The sequence below is a fragment of the Streptomyces sp. NPDC041968 genome (assembly GCF_055589025.1).
The window spans coordinates 214,835-229,732 of sequence record NZ_JBVJCB010000005.1 but is presented as its reverse complement, the minus strand read 5'-3'; the positions used below and the strand labels follow the sequence as shown (position 1 = coordinate 229,732).

Annotated in this window: 26 protein-coding genes; 24 read left to right on the top strand and 2 right to left on the bottom strand. The window is 68.3% G+C overall.

Annotated features, from left to right (window positions below; all coding sequences use genetic code 11):
* Nucleotides 1–22 precede the first annotated feature (22 nt).
* Nucleotides 23–454, bottom strand: a complete 432-nt coding sequence (locus ACZ6EG_RS14730; protein ID WP_469604628.1) for an ATP-binding protein — start codon at nt 452–454, stop codon at nt 23–25.
* A 156-nt stretch (nt 455–610) separates the two neighbouring features.
* Here ACZ6EG_RS14730 and ACZ6EG_RS14725 point away from each other — a divergent pair, with 156 nt between their 5' ends.
* Both ACZ6EG_RS14725 and ACZ6EG_RS14720 read left to right on the top strand, forming a co-directional pair.
* Entirely contained in the window at nt 611–1,459 is an 849-nt protein-coding gene (locus tag ACZ6EG_RS14725; RefSeq protein WP_469604625.1) for a helix-turn-helix domain-containing protein, read from the top strand.
* Entirely contained in the window at nt 1,456–1,668 is a 213-nt protein-coding gene (locus ACZ6EG_RS14720) for a DUF397 domain-containing protein (RefSeq protein WP_469604622.1), read from the top strand. Before ACZ6EG_RS14725 ends, ACZ6EG_RS14720 begins: the two co-directional genes overlap by 4 nt.
* Here the strand turns inward: ACZ6EG_RS14720 and ACZ6EG_RS14715 are convergent.
* Nucleotides 1,619–2,521, bottom strand: coding sequence for a helix-turn-helix transcriptional regulator (locus tag ACZ6EG_RS14715; protein ID WP_469604619.1), 903 nt, complete (start codon nt 2,519–2,521; stop codon nt 1,619–1,621). The two genes, ACZ6EG_RS14720 and ACZ6EG_RS14715, sit on opposite strands and share 50 nt — an antisense overlap.
* 77 nt (nt 2,522–2,598) lie before the next feature.
* Between ACZ6EG_RS14715 and ACZ6EG_RS14710 the strand changes: the two genes are divergently transcribed.
* The 22 genes from ACZ6EG_RS14710 to rpsE all read left to right on the top strand — a co-directional run bounded on the left by ACZ6EG_RS14710 (nt 2,599) and on the right by rpsE (nt 14,896).
* Entirely contained in the window at nt 2,599–3,384 is a 786-nt protein-coding gene (locus ACZ6EG_RS14710; protein WP_469604617.1) for an SDR family oxidoreductase, read from the top strand.
* Complete coding sequence (locus tag ACZ6EG_RS14705; RefSeq protein WP_469604614.1) at nt 3,384–3,620, top strand: 4-oxalocrotonate tautomerase family protein; 237 nt, start codon at nt 3,384–3,386, stop codon at nt 3,618–3,620. The genes ACZ6EG_RS14710 and ACZ6EG_RS14705 overlap by 1 nt, the downstream gene beginning before the upstream one ends.
* A 261-nt stretch (nt 3,621–3,881) precedes the next feature.
* Nucleotides 3,882–5,240: an NADP-specific glutamate dehydrogenase gene (gene gdhA, locus ACZ6EG_RS14700; protein ID WP_469604611.1), complete on the top strand. Its 1,359-nt coding sequence runs from the start codon at nt 3,882–3,884 to the stop codon at nt 5,238–5,240.
* 516 nt (nt 5,241–5,756) lie between these two features.
* Entirely contained in the window at nt 5,757–6,065 is a 309-nt protein-coding gene (rpsJ, locus tag ACZ6EG_RS14695; RefSeq protein ID WP_003948644.1) for a 30S ribosomal protein S10, read from the top strand.
* A gap of 16 nt (nt 6,066–6,081) precedes the next feature.
* On the top strand, nt 6,082–6,726 hold the full coding sequence (rplC, locus tag ACZ6EG_RS14690; protein ID WP_053135618.1) for a 50S ribosomal protein L3: 645 nt from the start codon (nt 6,082–6,084) through the stop codon (nt 6,724–6,726).
* An 8-nt stretch (nt 6,727–6,734) separates the two neighbouring features.
* The gene (gene rplD, locus ACZ6EG_RS14685; RefSeq protein WP_356601748.1) at nt 6,735–7,391 is read left to right on the top strand and encodes a 50S ribosomal protein L4; all 657 of its coding nucleotides are present in this window, start codon (nt 6,735–6,737) and stop codon (nt 7,389–7,391) included.
* Nucleotides 7,391–7,810 carry a 50S ribosomal protein L23 gene (gene rplW / locus ACZ6EG_RS14680; RefSeq protein WP_007443985.1) on the top strand — a complete coding sequence of 140 codons (420 nt, stop codon included), beginning with the start codon at nt 7,391–7,393 and terminating at the stop codon, nt 7,808–7,810. The genes rplD and rplW overlap by 1 nt, the downstream gene beginning before the upstream one ends.
* 40 nt (nt 7,811–7,850) lie before the next feature.
* Entirely contained in the window at nt 7,851–8,687 is an 837-nt protein-coding gene (gene rplB / locus ACZ6EG_RS14675; RefSeq protein ID WP_053135624.1) for a 50S ribosomal protein L2, read from the top strand.
* Between the two features lie 12 nt (nt 8,688–8,699).
* Entirely contained in the window at nt 8,700–8,981 is a 282-nt protein-coding gene (rpsS, locus tag ACZ6EG_RS14670; RefSeq protein ID WP_003974263.1) for a 30S ribosomal protein S19, read from the top strand.
* Between the two features lie 44 nt (nt 8,982–9,025).
* A complete protein-coding gene (rplV, locus tag ACZ6EG_RS14665) occupies nt 9,026–9,373 on the top strand; it encodes a 50S ribosomal protein L22 (protein ID WP_003974262.1) in 348 nt (115 codons plus the stop codon).
* Nucleotides 9,373–10,212 (top strand): 30S ribosomal protein S3, encoded by an 840-nt coding sequence (gene rpsC, locus ACZ6EG_RS14660; RefSeq protein WP_053135626.1) that lies wholly within the window; start codon nt 9,373–9,375, stop codon nt 10,210–10,212. Before rplV ends, rpsC begins: the two co-directional genes overlap by 1 nt.
* A 5-nt stretch (nt 10,213–10,217) precedes the next feature.
* Entirely contained in the window at nt 10,218–10,637 is a 420-nt protein-coding gene (rplP, locus tag ACZ6EG_RS14655) for a 50S ribosomal protein L16 (RefSeq protein ID WP_004927269.1), read from the top strand.
* On the top strand, nt 10,637–10,861 hold the full coding sequence (rpmC, locus tag ACZ6EG_RS14650) for a 50S ribosomal protein L29 (RefSeq protein ID WP_003998824.1): 225 nt from the start codon (nt 10,637–10,639) through the stop codon (nt 10,859–10,861). The genes rplP and rpmC overlap by 1 nt, the downstream gene beginning before the upstream one ends.
* Nucleotides 10,861–11,148 carry a 30S ribosomal protein S17 gene (gene rpsQ / locus ACZ6EG_RS14645; RefSeq protein WP_391969951.1) on the top strand — a complete coding sequence of 96 codons (288 nt, stop codon included), beginning with the start codon at nt 10,861–10,863 and terminating at the stop codon, nt 11,146–11,148. The genes rpmC and rpsQ overlap by 1 nt, the downstream gene beginning before the upstream one ends.
* Nucleotides 11,149–11,245: 97 nt before the next feature.
* A complete protein-coding gene (gene rplN / locus ACZ6EG_RS14640; protein ID WP_030831680.1) occupies nt 11,246–11,614 on the top strand; it encodes a 50S ribosomal protein L14 in 369 nt (122 codons plus the stop codon).
* Between the two features lie 2 nt (nt 11,615–11,616).
* A complete protein-coding gene (rplX, locus tag ACZ6EG_RS14635) occupies nt 11,617–11,940 on the top strand; it encodes a 50S ribosomal protein L24 (RefSeq protein ID WP_003974256.1) in 324 nt (107 codons plus the stop codon).
* A complete protein-coding gene (gene rplE / locus ACZ6EG_RS14630; RefSeq protein WP_356601753.1) occupies nt 11,940–12,497 on the top strand; it encodes a 50S ribosomal protein L5 in 558 nt (185 codons plus the stop codon). The genes rplX and rplE overlap by 1 nt, the downstream gene beginning before the upstream one ends.
* A gap of 5 nt (nt 12,498–12,502) precedes the next feature.
* Complete coding sequence (locus tag ACZ6EG_RS14625) at nt 12,503–12,688, top strand: type Z 30S ribosomal protein S14 (protein WP_003948630.1); 186 nt, start codon at nt 12,503–12,505, stop codon at nt 12,686–12,688.
* 209 nt (nt 12,689–12,897) lie between these two features.
* Nucleotides 12,898–13,296 carry a 30S ribosomal protein S8 gene (gene rpsH / locus ACZ6EG_RS14620; RefSeq protein ID WP_026248232.1) on the top strand — a complete coding sequence of 133 codons (399 nt, stop codon included), beginning with the start codon at nt 12,898–12,900 and terminating at the stop codon, nt 13,294–13,296.
* A gap of 24 nt (nt 13,297–13,320) precedes the next feature.
* A complete protein-coding gene (gene rplF / locus ACZ6EG_RS14615) occupies nt 13,321–13,860 on the top strand; it encodes a 50S ribosomal protein L6 (protein ID WP_053135632.1) in 540 nt (179 codons plus the stop codon).
* A 3-nt stretch (nt 13,861–13,863) separates the two neighbouring features.
* A complete protein-coding gene (gene rplR / locus ACZ6EG_RS14610) occupies nt 13,864–14,247 on the top strand; it encodes a 50S ribosomal protein L18 (protein ID WP_121748663.1) in 384 nt (127 codons plus the stop codon).
* Between the two features lie 43 nt (nt 14,248–14,290).
* Nucleotides 14,291–14,896: a 30S ribosomal protein S5 gene (gene rpsE, locus ACZ6EG_RS14605; protein ID WP_004927232.1), complete on the top strand. Its 606-nt coding sequence runs from the start codon at nt 14,291–14,293 to the stop codon at nt 14,894–14,896.
* The last annotated feature ends 2 nt before the right edge of the window (nt 14,897–14,898 follow it).

Genomic DNA, 14,898 nt, shown 5'->3' with positions numbered 1-14,898 from the left:
ACCCGAGTCGGCGGCAGGATGATCAGAACCCGGGTGCCGGTGCCGAGCAGCACAGTTCGGCCCAGACGGTCTTGCGCGGGAAACGGCCTGCCGTGACTCCCCAGCGATCCGCGAGGGCTTCCACGAGCAGCAGGCCACGACCCGATTCCACGTCGGCGGCGGGCGCCTGCGGGTGGGGGAGACGCTCCCCCCGGGTGTCGGTGACCTCGATACGAAGGGTGTCGCCGACGACGTACAGCACGAGCCGGAAGTCGCGGCCGGGGACGCGTCCGTGGGCCACCGCGTTGCTCGCCAGCTCGGCGACGAGCTGGCGTGCCGGGTCCAGGGGGAGGCCCCACGCGCGAAGCTGTTCCGTCGCCAGCAGGCGGGCGAGGCGGGCACCGCGCGGCGTGGAGGAGAGCTGCACGCTGAAGTTGCGGACGGACGTCGCCGGTTCGGCGGATTTCTGGTTCACGTCACTCAGCGTGGTGTCGCACACCTACCGTGAGAAGTGACTTGGCGGGTACGTACGGTTACTGTCCGGTCGCTGTCCGGTGGTGTCCGTGCTGTCGGGAGGGGCTCCCGGGTAGGGCGTCGGGACAACGCCGGGAGTACGACGAAGGGGCGCGGGATGACGGTCGGGACGGACGAGCCGGGCTGGGAGGTGGACCCTGACGACGAGTGGGGCGTCGCGGTCATCGCCACGGTGGGACGGCAGCTGAAGCTCCGCCGCGAGGCGGTAGGGATGCGGGCCGCCGATTTCGGAGTGGCGGTCGGGTACGGCGAGGATCTCGTCTACAAGGTCGAAGGGGGTAAGCGGATTCCCCGGCAGGAGTACCTGGACAGGGCCGACGAGGTGCTGGGCGCGGGCGGGCTGATCGCGGCGACCTGGGAGGACGTGAAGAAGGTTCGGTACCCGAAGAAGGTGCGGGAGCTGGGGACACTGGAGGGGAAGGCGGTCGAGATTGCGCTGTACGAATGCCACATCATCCCCGGGTTGCTGCAGACACGGGAGCACGCACGTGCCGTGATCGGCGCAGCGCAGCCGCCGTACTCGCCGGACGACGTGGAGCGCATGGTGGCCGCCCGGCTGTCGCGCCAGTCGGTCTTCGATCGCTCGCCCGCCCCGGCGTTGAGTTTCGTCCTGGAAGAAGGTCCCCTGCGGCGACCCATCGGCGGCACAATGGTCTGGCGTGAGCAGCTTGAACGCCTGCTGGAGGTGGGTCGGTTGCACAACGTCGTGCTTCAGGTCATGCCGACGAGTTGTGACACCCATTCCGGCCTGGACGGCCGGGTCGAGCTGCTGAAGTTCCCGGACGGCACGGCGGTCGGGCGCTCCGATGGTGCCTTCAATAGCCGAACGATCACCGAGCCCAGGCACCTGCGCATCCTTGAGCTGCGGTATGGCACCATCCGGGCTCAAGCGCTCTCGCCGGGGGAGTCACTGGCTTTCATCGAGCAACTGCTGGGAGAAACATGATCCGCAAGACCACTGCCGGGGACGCCTCCGAGCTGGCGTGGTTCAAGAGCACTTACAGCGGCGGAAACGACGGCAACTCCTGCGTCGAGATCGCGACCACCCCCGCCACCGTCCACGTCCGTGACTCCAAGCACGACGACGCCGGCCCCCGCCTCGCCCTCACCCCGAGCGCCTGGACGCACTTCCTCCCGTACGCCTCGCAGGGCTGACGACCTCCTGCGTCCCCACCACCGCCAGCAGCTCCAGCAGCCCCGCGCTCTCCGTCCCCACGGCCGGGGTGAACCACAGCAGCCGCTGGCGCCCGTCCTCGCTGAACAGGTTGAGGCAGTTGACCTCGATGACGCCGAGCGCGGGGTGCACGATCCGTTTCCGGTCGTCCCGCCGGAAGGCCACGTCGTGGTCGGCCCACAGCGCGGCGAACTCGGGGGAGACGCCGAGCAGCGTACGGATCATGGAGGTGACCTCCGGATCCTTCGCGTCCCTCCTCGCCGCCGCGGCCCGCAGGTCGGCGACGAAGGCGCGGGACTGGCCCTCGTGGTCGGCCTCGGGATGCAGGCGCCGCGCCTCGGGCTCGGTGAACCACCGGTGCACGAAGCTGGCCCTGGGTCCCGTCAGACCGGACTGGTCCCCGACCAGTGCCACGGCCAGCGGATTCTGCACCAGAGTGACGTGCAGGTCGGTGATCACCTGGGCGGGGGTCGAGGGCATGCGGCCGAGCAGGTCGAGCATGCCGGGATGCACGTGCGAGGCGACGCCGCCCTGCACGGGCACCGGGCGGTCGGCGAGCCGGTAGAGGTAGTCGCGCTCGTCGGCGGAGAGCCGCAGCGCCCGCGCCAGCGCGGCGACCATCTGCTCGGACGGCTGGGACCCGGCGCCGCGCTCCAGCTCGTTGTAGTAGTCCACCGACGCCCCGGCGAGCTGGGCGACCTCCTCTCGCCGCAGCCCCGGCACCCGGCGCCGCGGTCCGGCCGGGAACCCGACGTCGGCCGGCCGGATGCGTTCCCGCCGCGACCGCAGGAACGCTCCCAGCTCGGCGTACTTCACAGCGCTCATGCCGTCCATTCTGCGCCGGGCCGGGACCGTGACCCAGGGGATGGCGTCCCCTGGCTCCGCCGCCGCGCGCCGCGCATCGTGGAGGCATGACCACGAACACGACCACGAACACGCAGCAGCACACCCCGGCACCCCCGCCGTCGGACTCCCGGGTCGCCGTCGTCACCGGCGGATCACGCGGCATCGGACGGGCGGTCTCGCTCCGGCTCGCCCAGGACGGCCTCGCGGTCGTCGTGAACTACGCCCGCGACGCGGCCTCCGCCGACGAGACGGTGACGGCGATCACCGAGGCAGGCGGGCGGGCGATCGCCGTCCGGGCCGATGTGGCGGAGGAGAAGGAGGTCGCGGCACTGTTCGACCGGGCGGAGGAGGAGTACGGCGGTGTCGACGTGGTGGTGAACTCGGCGGGGCGGATGACCCTGTCGACCATCGCCGACCTCGACCTGGCGGCCCTGGACGCCATGCACCGCACCAACATCCGCGGCGCCTTCGTCGTCGCCCAGCAGGCGGCCCGGCGGCTGCGGGCGGGCGGTTCCTTCGTGGGCTTCTCGACCTCCGTGGTCGGCGCACAGTTCCCGACCTACGGGGCGTACACGGCGAGCAAGGGCGCCGTGGAGGCCATGGTCCTGATCATGGCGCGCGAGCTGCGGGGCCGGGACGTCACGGTGAACGCCGTGGCCCCCGGTCCCACGGCCACGGACCTGTTCCTCACCGGCAAGACCCACGAGCAGATCGAGCAGCTCGCCAAGACCCCGCCCCTGGAGCGGCTGGGGACCCCGGAGGACATCGCCGCCGTGGTCGCCTTCCTAGGCAGCCCCGCCGGCCACTGGGTGAACGGACAGGTCCTGCGGGCCAACGGGGGCCTGGTCTGATGCCCTTCGCCCACTTCAAGGTCCCCGCGGGCACCGTCACCGCCGAGGACAAGCGGAAGATCGTCGAACGCACCACCGACCTGTACGCGGAGATCTACGGCGAACGGGCCCGCCCCACCACCGTCGTTCTCGTCGACGAGGTCACCGACGGCGGCTGGGGCGTCGCGGGGAACGTCCTCACCGCCGAGATGCTCAACGGGGAGGGAGACGGGGACGGGAGCGGGGGCTGGGCGTGACCGGGTGCGGGAGGCGGTGGGGCCGATCACGTCGGGCTCCCTTCACCCCTTATGATCCCGAGAAGCCGATATGTGAGGCAGGCGTCTCACATAGTGGTCGCGCCCGAGACGCCACCCTGGCCAGGGTGTTTACATGCGCGTAACACTTACGTGTCCCTGCGCGCGGCAACGGCGCCGAGCGCCCCTCACCGGACGGGACCGGAACGCCGGCTCCGGCGTTGCCGCCCGGCCCCGGTGTCCGCCGTGCCAGAAAGGGCTTCCGTGACGACGCGATCCGCACCGACGAGCACGCTCGACCACCTGCTCACCGAGATCGAACACCGCAACCCCGCCCAGCCCGAGTTCCTCCAGGCCGCCCACGAGGTGCTGGAGACGCTCGCGCCGGTACTCGCGGCCCGCCCCGAGTACGCGGAGCCGGGCCTCGTCGAGCGGCTGGTCGAGCCCGAGCGGCAGGTGATCTTCCGGGTGCCGTGGCAGGACGACCGGGGCCGCGTCCACGTCAACCGCGGCTTCCGCGTCGAGTTCAACAGCGCGCTGGGCCCGTACAAGGGCGGTCTGCGCTTCCACCCCTCGGTCAACCTGGGTGTCATCAAGTTCCTGGGCTTCGAGCAGATCTTCAAGAACGCGCTGACCGGACTCGGCATCGGCGGCGGCAAGGGCGGCAGCGACTTCGACCCGCACGGGCGCAGCGACGCGGAGGTCATGCGGTTCTGCCAGTCGTTCATGACGGAGCTGTACCGGCACATCGGCGAGCACACGGACGTCCCGGCCGGTGACATCGGCGTCGGCGGCCGCGAGATCGGCTACCTGTTCGGCCAGTACCGCCGGATCACCAACCGCTGGGAGGCCGGCGTCCTCACCGGCAAGGGCGCGGGCTGGGGCGGCTCGCTGATCCGCCCGGAGGCCACCGGCTACGGCAACGTCCTCTTCGCGGCGGCCATGCTGCGCGAGCGCGGCGAGGACCTGGAGGGCCGGACCGCGGTCGTGTCCGGCTCCGGGAACGTGGCGATCTACACCATCGAGAAGCTGACCGCCCTCGGCGCCAACCCCGTCACCTGCTCGGACTCCTCCGGCTACGTGGTCGACGAGAAGGGCATCGACGTGGACCTGCTCAAGCAGGTCAAGGAGGTCGAGCGCGGCCGCGTCGACACCTACGCCGAGCGCCGGGGCTCCTCCGCCCGCTTCGTGCCCGGCGGACGGGTCTGGGAGGTCCCCGCCGACATCGCCCTCCCGTCGGCCACGCAGAACGAGCTGGACGAGACCGACGCCGCGACGCTCGTGCGCAACGGCGTGAAGGCGGTCTCGGAGGGCGCGAACATGCCGACCACCCCCGGGGCCGTCCACCTCCTCCAGCGCTCCGGCGTCGCCTTCGGCCCCGGCAAGGCGGCCAACGCGGGCGGCGTCGCCGTCAGCGCCCTGGAGATGGCCCAGAACCACGCGCGTACGTCCTGGACCGCGGAGCGGGTGGAGGAGGAACTGACCGCCATCATGAACAACATCCACACCATCTGCCACGAAACCGCCGCTCGCTACGGCGCCCCCGGCGACTACGTCACGGGCGCGAACATCGCGGGCTTCGAGCGCGTCGCGGACGCGATGCTGGCGCAGGGGGTCATCTGAGCAGCGGGGGCACACTCACCCTCCCGGAGTGCGGACCGGCACCCCGGGAGGAAAGGGGCCAAAGCCCCGGGGCCGGAGCGTCCTGAGGCGCGGCAGGTGTGGCCCTCGGTGACGTGGGGTACAGTCATCCGCTTCGATTGGCCAGCGCGGTGCCCCGTATGGCAGACTGGTCGAGTTGCTCGGTCGAGTGCCGATGCTGCGCGCCTCCCGCCGGGGGGACCGGAAGCGAGTCCCACAGTACTCGTCGCCCCACGCATTACATCGAGAGGTGTAGGGGCGGACGTACGGGAATCTTCCGGGAAGTGTCAGCGGGGTACCGGCCAGGCACCCGGTGGGCCTCTCGCCCCCGGTCCGCGGTTCCGGAAGGGCCCGCACCTCCCAGAGCAGGGATGTTCGAACAAGGGACATCTGTGTCAGCGAGAGTGCGACACGCCCGACCGCGTGGGTCGGAGGGGGAGGGAGTACCAGGGGCCACCGGGTCCAGAGCGTTACGAGAGACAGGACTACTGAGTAGCCATGGCGGGACAGAAGATCCGCATCCGGCTCAAGGCCTACGACCACGAGGTCATCGACTCTTCGGCGAAGAAGATCGTCGAGACGGTGACTCGCACTGGTGCGTCGGTCGCAGGCCCGGTGCCGCTGCCCACTGAGAAGAACGTGTACTGCGTCATCAAGTCGCCGCACAAGTACAAGGACTCGCGCGAGCACTTCGAGATGCGCACGCACAAGCGCCTGATCGACATCCTCGACCCGACCCCCAAGACCGTTGACTCTCTGATGCGACTCGACCTCCCGGCCGGTGTCGACATCGAGATCAAGCTCTGAGGGCGGTGATCTGAAGATGACCAAGCAGATCAAGGGCATCCTGGGCGAGAAGCTCGGCATGACGCAGGTGTGGGACGAGAACAACCGTGTTGTTCCGGTCACCGTCGTCAAGGCCGGCCCCAACGTCGTCACCCAGGTCCGCACGAACGACGTCGACGGCTACGAGTCGGTCCAGATCGCCTTCGGCGAGATCGACCCGCGCAAGGTGAACAAGCCCCTCAAGGGCCACTTCGCCAAGGCCGACGTCACCCCCCGTCGTCACCTCGTCGAGATCCGTACCGCTGGTGCCAGCGAGTACACCCTCGGCCAGGAGATCACCGCTGAGACCTTCGAGTCCGGCGTGAAGGTCGACGTCACCGCGAAGAGCAAGGGCAAGGGCTTCGCCGGCGTCATGAAGCGCCACAACTTCAAGGGTGGCAAGGCGTCGCACGGTGCCCACCGTGTGCACCGCATGCCCGGATCCATCGGTGGCTGTGCCACCCCCGGCCGTGTCTTCAAGGGCATGCGCATGGCGGGTCGCATGGGCAACGAGCGGGTCACCACCCAGAACCTGACCGTTCACGCCGTTGACGCGGAGAAGGGCCTGCTCCTCATCAAGGGCGCGGTTCCTGGTCCGAACGGCGGCCTCGTCCTGGTCCGCACTGCGGCCAAGGGGGCCTGAGGTAACCGATGAGCACTGTTGACATCCTTTCGCCTGCCGGCGAGAAGACCGGTAGCGTCGAGCTCCCCGCGGAGATCTTCGGCGTGGAGAAGATCAGCATCCCGCTGATCCACCAGGTCGTCGTCGCGCAGAACGCCGCTGCCCGCCAGGGCACGCACAAGACCAAGCGTCGCGGCGAGGTCCGCGGTGGCGGCAAGAAGCCGTACCGCCAGAAGGGCACCGGCCGCGCCCGCCAGGGTTCGACCCGTGCGCCGCAGTTCGCCGGCGGTGGCGTCGTCCACGGCCCGCAGCCGCGTGACTACTCGCAGCGGACCCCGAAGAAGATGAAGGCCGCGGCCCTGCGCCACGCCCTCACCGACCGGGCCCGCCACAACCGCATCCACGTCGTCTCCGGCGTCATCGAGGGCGACAGCCCGTCGACGAAGGCCGCCCGGACGCTGTTCGGCAAGATCTCGGAGCGCAAGAACCTGCTCCTGGTCGCCGACCGCTCCGACGAGGCCGCGTGGCTGTCCGCCCGCAACCTGCCCCAGATCCACATTCTGGAGCCGGGCCAGCTGAACACGTACGACGTTCTCGTCTCGGACGACGTGGTCTTCACCCAGGCCGCTTTCGAGTCCTTCGTGTCCGGCCCCAAGGCTGCTGACACCGAAGGGAGCGAGGCCTGATGGCTACGCGTCACCCGAGCATCGCCTCCAAGGCGGCCAAGGCCGCCAAGGCCGCGCGCGTCGCCAAGGCGCGTCGCCACGAGGCCGAGGGCAAGAACACCGTCGTCACCCCGGCCAGCAAGGCGTTCACGGACCCCCGTGACGTGCTGCTGAAGCCGGTCGTGTCCGAGAAGAGCTACGCGCTCCTCGACGAGAACAAGTACACGTTCATCGTCGCGCCGGGCTCCAACAAGACCCAGATCAAGGAGGCCGTCCAGGCGGTCTTCTCGGTCAAGGTCACCGGGGTCAACACGATCAACCGCCAGGGCAAGCGCAAGCGGACCCGCACGGGCTTCGGCAAGCGTGCCGACAGCAAGCGCGCGATCGTGACCCTTGCCGAGGGCGACCGTATCGACATCTTCGGCGGTCCGACCTCCTGACGGAGGTCCGGATCGTCCGGAATCGGACGAGGACTGAGAAATGGGAATCCGCAAGTACAAGCCGACTACGCCGGGCCGTCGTGGCTCCAGCGTCGCCGACTTCGTCGAGGTCACGCGGTCCACGCCGGAGAAGTCGTTGGTCCGCCCCCTGCACAGCAAGGGTGGCCGTAACAACTCCGGTCGTGTGACCGTCCGCCACCAGGGCGGTGGCCACAAGCGCGCCTATCGTGTGATCGACTTCCGTCGCCACGACAAGGACGGCGTGCCGGCGAAGGTCGCGCACATCGAGTACGACCCCAACCGCACCGCGCGCATCGCGCTGCTGCACTACGCGGACGGCGAGAAGCGCTACATCCTCGCCCCGCGCAACCTGCAGCAGGGTGACCGCGTCGAGAACGGTCCCGGGGCCGACATCAAGCCGGGCAACAACCTGGCGCTCCGCAACATCCCGGTCGGTACCACGATCCACGCGATCGAGCTCCGACCCGGTGGCGGCGCCAAGTTCGCCCGTTCCGCCGGTGCCTCCGTGCAGCTGCTCGCGAAGGAGGGCTCGATGGCCCACCTGCGCATGCCGTCCGGAGAGATCCGCCTGGTCGACGTGCGCTGCCGCGCCACCGTCGGCGAGGTCGGCAACGCCGAGCAGAGCAACATCAACTGGGGCAAGGCGGGCCGTAAGCGCTGGCTGGGCGTTCGCCCGACCGTGCGTGGTGTGGTCATGAACCCGGTGGACCACCCGCACGGTGGTGGCGAAGGCCGTACCTCGGGTGGTCGCCACCCGGTGTCCCCCTGGGGCAAGAAGGAAGGCCGTACTCGTTCGCCCAAGAAGGCGTCGAACAAGTACATCGTCCGCCGCCGCAAGACGAACAAGAAGCGCTAAGGACGGGTTGAGATGCCTCGTAGCTTGAAGAAGGGACCCTTCGTCGACGACCACCTGATCAAGAAGGTGGACACGCAGAACGAAGCCGGTACCAAGAACGTCATCAAGACCTGGTCCCGTCGCTCGATGATCGTCCCGGCGATGCTCGGCCACACGATCGCGGTGCACAACGGCAAGACCCACATCCCGGTGTTTGTCACCGAGTCCATGGTCGGCCACAAGCTCGGCGAGTTCTCGCCGACGCGCACCTTCCGGGGTCACGTCAAGGACGACCGGAAGTCGAAGCGCCGCTAGTCAGCGGGGTGTGAAAGATCATGACAAACACTGAAGGGACAACCATGGAAGCCAGGGCCCAGGCGCGGTACATCCGCGTCACGCCCATGAAGGCCCGCCGCGTGGTGGACCTCATCCGTGGCATGGATGCCACGGAGGCTCAGGCGGTCCTGCGTTTCGCCCCGCAGGCCGCGAGCGTGCCGGTCGGCAAGGTGCTGGACAGCGCCATCGCCAACGCCGCGCACAACTACGACCACACCGACGCCGACAGCCTCTTCATTTCCGAGGCCTACGTCGACGAGGGCCCGACCCTGAAGCGGTTCCGGCCGCGCGCCCAGGGCCGCGCCTACCGGATCCGCAAGCGGACCAGCCACATCACCGTGGTCGTCAGCAGCAAGGAAGGAACCCGGTAATGGGCCAGAAGGTAAACCCGCACGGGTTCCGGCTCGGCATCACCACCGACTTCAAGTCGCGTTGGTACGCCGACAAGCTGTACAAGGACTACGTCAAGGAAGACGTCGCCATCCGTCGGATGATGACGTCCGGCATGGAGCGCGCCGGCATCTCCAAGGTCGAGATCGAGCGCACCCGTGACCGTGTGCGGGTGGACATCCACACCGCCCGTCCCGGCATCGTCATCGGCCGCCGCGGCGCCGAGGCCGACCGCATCCGCGGTGACCTGGAGAAGCTGACCGGCAAGCAGGTCCAGCTGAACATCCTCGAGGTCAAGAGCCCGGAGACGGACGCTCAGCTGGTGGCCCAGGCCGTCGCCGAGCAGCTCTCCTCCCGCGTCTCCTTCCGTCGTGCCATGCGCAAGAGCATGCAGGGCACCATGAAGGCCGGCGCCAAGGGCATCAAGATCCAGTGCGGTGGCCGCCTCGGTGGCGCCGAGATGTCCCGCTCGGAGTTCTACCGCGAGGGCCGTGTGCCCCTGCACACGCTCCGCGCGAACGTGGACTACGGCTTCTTCGAGGCCAAGACGACCTTCGGCCGCATCGGTGTGAAGGTCTGGATCTACAAGGGCGACGTCAAGAACATCGCCGAGGTCCGCGCCGAGAACGCCGCTGCCCGCGCCGGCAACCGCCCGGCCCGTGGTGGCAACGACCGCCCGGCCCGTGGTGGCCGCGGTGGCGAGCGTGGCGGTCGCGGTCGCAAGCCGCAGCAGCAGTCCGCGCCGGCTGCCGAGGCCCCCAAGGCCGACGCTCCCGCCGCCGCTGCCGCTCCGGCTGAGAGCACCGGAACGGAGGCCTGACCGACATGCTGATCCCCCGTAGGGTCAAGCACCGCAAGCAGCACCACCCGAAGCGCCGTGGTCAGGCCAAGGGCGGTACGACGGTCGCGTTCGGCGAGTACGGCATCCAGGCCCTCACGCCGGCGTACGTGACCAACCGCCAGATCGAGGCGGCCCGTATCGCGATGACCCGCCACATCAAGCGTGGCGGCAAGGTCTGGATCAACATCTACCCGGACCGCCCGCTCACGAAGAAGCCCGCCGAGACCCGCATGGGTTCCGGTAAGGGTTCCCCCGAGTGGTGGATCGCGAACGTGCACCCGGGCCGGGTCATGTTCGAGCTGTCCTACCCCAACGAGAAGATCGCCCGTGAGGCGCTGACTCGTGCGGCCCACAAGCTGCCGATGAAGTGCCGGATCGTCAAGCGCGAGGCAGGTGAAGCGTGATGTCGGCCGGTACCAAGGCGTCCGAGCTGCGCGAACTGGGTGACGAGGAGCTTCTGGCGAAGCTCCGCGAAGCCAAGGAAGAGCTGTTCAACCTCCGCTTCCAGGCGGCGACGGGTCAGCTCGAGAACCACGGTCGGCTCAAGGCCGTCCGCAAGGACATCGCGCGGATCTACACCCTGATGCGTGAGCGCGAGCTGGGCATCGAGACGGTGGAGAGCGCCTGATGAGCGAGAGCAACGTGACTGAGAACAACACCGAAGCACGCGGCTTCCGCAAGACCCGCGAGGGTCTTGTCGTCAGCGACAAGATGGACAAGACCGTCGTCGTCGCCGTCGAGGACCGCGTCAAGCACGCGCTGTACGGCAAGGTCATCCGCCGTACCAGCAAGCTCAAGGCCCACGACGAGCAGAACGCCGCGGGTGTCGGCGACCGCGTCCTCCTCATGGAGACCCGGCCGCTGTCCGCGACGAAGCGCTGGCGCGTCGTCGAGGTCCTCGAGAAGGCCAAGTAATTTCCTGCGGCATTACCCCGCAGGTCAGTTCCGCCAGGCTCCGGGAGCCGCTCGCTGAGCGGCTCCCGGGGAACCGGCAGACAATCAGGAGATAGACGTGATCCAGCAGGAGTCGCGGCTTCGTGTCGCCGACAACACGGGTGCGAAGGAAGTCCTCTGCATCCGTGTGCTCGGTGGCTCGGGCCGCCGCTACGCGGGTATCGGTGACGTCATCGTCGCCACCGTCAAGGACGCGATCCCCGGTGGCAACGTGAAGAAGGGTGACGTCGTCAAGGCGGTCATCGTTCGCACCGTCAAGGAGCGCCGCCGTCCGGACGGCTCGTACATCCGCTTCGACGAGAACGCCGCCGTCATTCTGAAGAACGACGGCGACCCCCGCGGCACCCGTATCTTCGGCCCCGTCGGCCGTGAGCTGCGCGAGAAGAAGTTCATGAAGATCATCTCCCTCGCGCCGGAGGTGCTGTGAGCATGAAGATCAAGAAGGGCGACCTGGTCCAGGTCATCACCGGTAAGGACAAGGGCAAGCAGGGCAAGGTCATCGCGGCCTTCCCCCGCGAGGACCGCGTCCTGGTCGAGGGTGTCAACCGGGTCAAGAAGCACACCAAGGCCGGGCCGACCGCTCGCGGTTCGCAGGCCGGCGGCATCGTGACCACCGAGGCCCCGATCCACGTCTCCAACGTCCAGCTGGTCGTGGAGAAGGACGGCAACAAGGTCGTCACGCGCGTCGGTTACCGCTTCGACGACGAGGGCAACAAGGTTCGCGTTGCCAAGCGGACGGGTGAGGACATCTGATGGCTACCACCACCACTCCGCGTCTCAAGACGAAGTACCGCGAGGAGATCTCGGGCAAGCTGCGTGAGGAGTTCTCCTACGAGAACGTCATGCAGGTCCCCGGCCTCGTCAAGATCGTGGTCAACATGGGTGTGGGCGACGCCGCCCGCGACTCCAAGCTGATCGAGGGTGCCATCAAGGACCTCACCACGATCACCGGCCAGAAGCCGGCCGTCACCAAGGCCCGCAAGTCCATCGCGCAGTTCAAGCTGCGTGAGGGCCAGCCGATCGGTGCCCACGTCACGCTCCGTGGCGACCGCATGTGGGAGTTCCTGGACCGCACCCTGTCGCTCGCGCTGCCGCGCATCCGCGACTTCCGCGGTCTGTCCCCCAAGCAGTTCGACGGCCGTGGCAACTACACCTTCGGTCTCACCGAGCAGGTCATGTTCCACGAGATCGACCAGGACAAGATCGACCGCACCCGGGGTATGGACATCACCGTGGTGACCACGGCGACCAACGACGCTGAGGGCCGCGCGCTCCTTCGTCACCTCGGCTTCCCCTTCAAGGAGGCGTGAGCGAGATGGCGAAGAAGGCTCTGATTGCCAAGGCTGCTCGCAAGCCCAAGTTCGGTGTCCGCGGCTACACGCGCTGCCAGCGCTGCGGCCGTCCGCACTCCGTCTACCGCAAGTTCGGCCTCTGCCGCGTGTGCCTTCGTGAGATGGCTCACCGTGGCGAGCTGCCGGGCGTGACCAAGAGCTCCTGGTAATCCGGTAATTCCGGGTTATTCAGACTCTCGGTAAGCATCTGGGTCGGCAGGGGCCCGGCTCCGCATGCCTTAGGCTTGTGGGGTTGGGCGTCTGCCGCCCGTACGACTTACTACGCCGTAGGTCCACCGCGCCGCACCCGTCCCGTCTCGGATCGGGGAGAGGGATGGCGCACCAGGAAACCCCGGCGAGAGAGGCCGAAGGCCAATTCATGACCATGACTGATCCGATCGCAGACATGCTTACGCGTCTGCGGAACGCGAACTCGGCGTACCACGACTCCGTGACGATGCCGGCGTCCAAGATCAAGTCTCACATCGCGGAGATCCTCCAGCAGGAGGGCTTCATCACGGGCTGGAAGACCGAGGACGCCGAGGTCGGCAAGAACCTCGTCCTCGAGCTGAAGTTCGGCCCGAACCGTGAGCGCTCCATCGCGGGCATCAAGCGGATCTCCAAGCCCGGTCTCCGGGTGTACGCGAAGTCCACCAACCTGCCCAAGGTGCTGGGTGGCCTCGGCGTGGCGATCATCTCCACGTCCCACGGGCTCCTCACCGACAAGCAGGCCGGCAAGAAGGGCGTAGGCGGAGAAGTCCTCGCCTACGTCTGGTAGCGGAAGGGAACGGAGGAAACAGCTATGTCGCGCATCGGCAAGCTCCCCATCGCGGTTCCCGCCGGCGTGGACGTCACCATCGACGGCCGTACGGTCTCGGTCAAGGGCCCCAAGGGTTCGCTGACTCACACCGTCGTGGCGCCGATCGACATCGCCAAGGGTGAGGACGGCGTGCTGAGCGTCACCCGCCCCAACGACGAGCGTCAGAGCAAGGCCCTGCACGGCCTGTCCCGCACGCTGGTGGCGAACATGATCACCGGCGTGACCCAGGGTTACGTGAAGAAGCTCGAGATCAGCGGTGTCGGTTACCGCGTGCTCGCCAAGGGTTCGAACCTGGAGTTCTCCCTCGGCTACAGCCACCCGATCCTGGTCGAGGCCCCCGAGGGCATCACCTTCAAGGTGGAGTCCCCGACCCGTTTCTCGGTCGAGGGCATCGACAAGCAGAAGGTCGGCGAGGTTGCGGCCAACATCCGCAAGCTGCGCAAGCCCGACCCGTACAAGGCCAAGGGCGTCAAGTACGAGGGCGAAGTCATCCGCCGCAAGGTCGGAAAGGCGGGTAAGTAAGCCATGGCATACGGACAGAAGATCCTCAAGGGCGACGCCTACAAGCGCGCCGCGATCAAGCGCCGTCACATCCGGATTCGCAAGAATCTCTCGGGTACGGCGGAGCGTCCCCGTCTGGTCGTTACCCGCTCGAACCGCCACATCGTGGCCCAGGTGATCGACGACCTCAAGGGTCACACCCTTGCGTCGGCGTCCACCCTGGACACCTCGATCCGTGGTGGCGAGGCGGACAAGTCGGCGCAGGCCAAGCAGGTCGGTGCCCTGGTCGCCGAGCGCGCCAAGGCCGCCGGTGTCGAGGCCGTCGTGTTCGACCGTGGTGGTAACCAGTACGCCGGGCGCATCGCCGCCCTGGCGGACGCCGCCCGCGAAGCCGGACTGAAGTTCTGAGCCGGTTCCGTATCGCTAGCGGAAACAGAGAGAGGTAATTCCAATGGCTGGACCCCAGCGCCGCGGTGGCGGTGCCGGTGGCGGCGAGCGGCGGGACCGGAAGGGCCGTGACGGCGGCGCAGCTGCCGCCGAGAAGACCGCTTACGTTGAGCGCGTCGTCGCGATCAACCGCGTTGCCAAGGTTGTGAAGGGTGGTCGTCGCTTCAGCTTCACCGCGCTGGTCGTGGTGGGCGACGGTGACGGCACCGTGGGTGTCGGATACGGCAAGGCCAAGGAGGTGCCGGCCGCCATCGCCAAGGGTGTTGAGGAGGCCAAGAAGCACTTCTTCAAGGTCCCCCGCATCCAGGGCACCATCCCGCACCCCATCCAGGGTGAGAAGGCTGCCGGCGTCGTGCTGCTCAAGCCCGCGTCCCCCGGTACCGGCGTGATCGCCGGTGGCCCGGTGCGCGCCGTGCTCGAGTGCGCCGGTATCCACGACGTGCTGTCGAAGTCGCTCGGCTCCGACAACCAGATCAACATCGTGCACGCGACCGTGGAGGCCCTCAAGGGCCTGCAGCGTCCCGAGGAGATCGCGGCCCGCCGTGGTCTGCCCCTCGAGGACGTCGCCCCCGCGGCTCTTCTCCGTGCGCGTGCCGGGGCGGGTGCGTAATC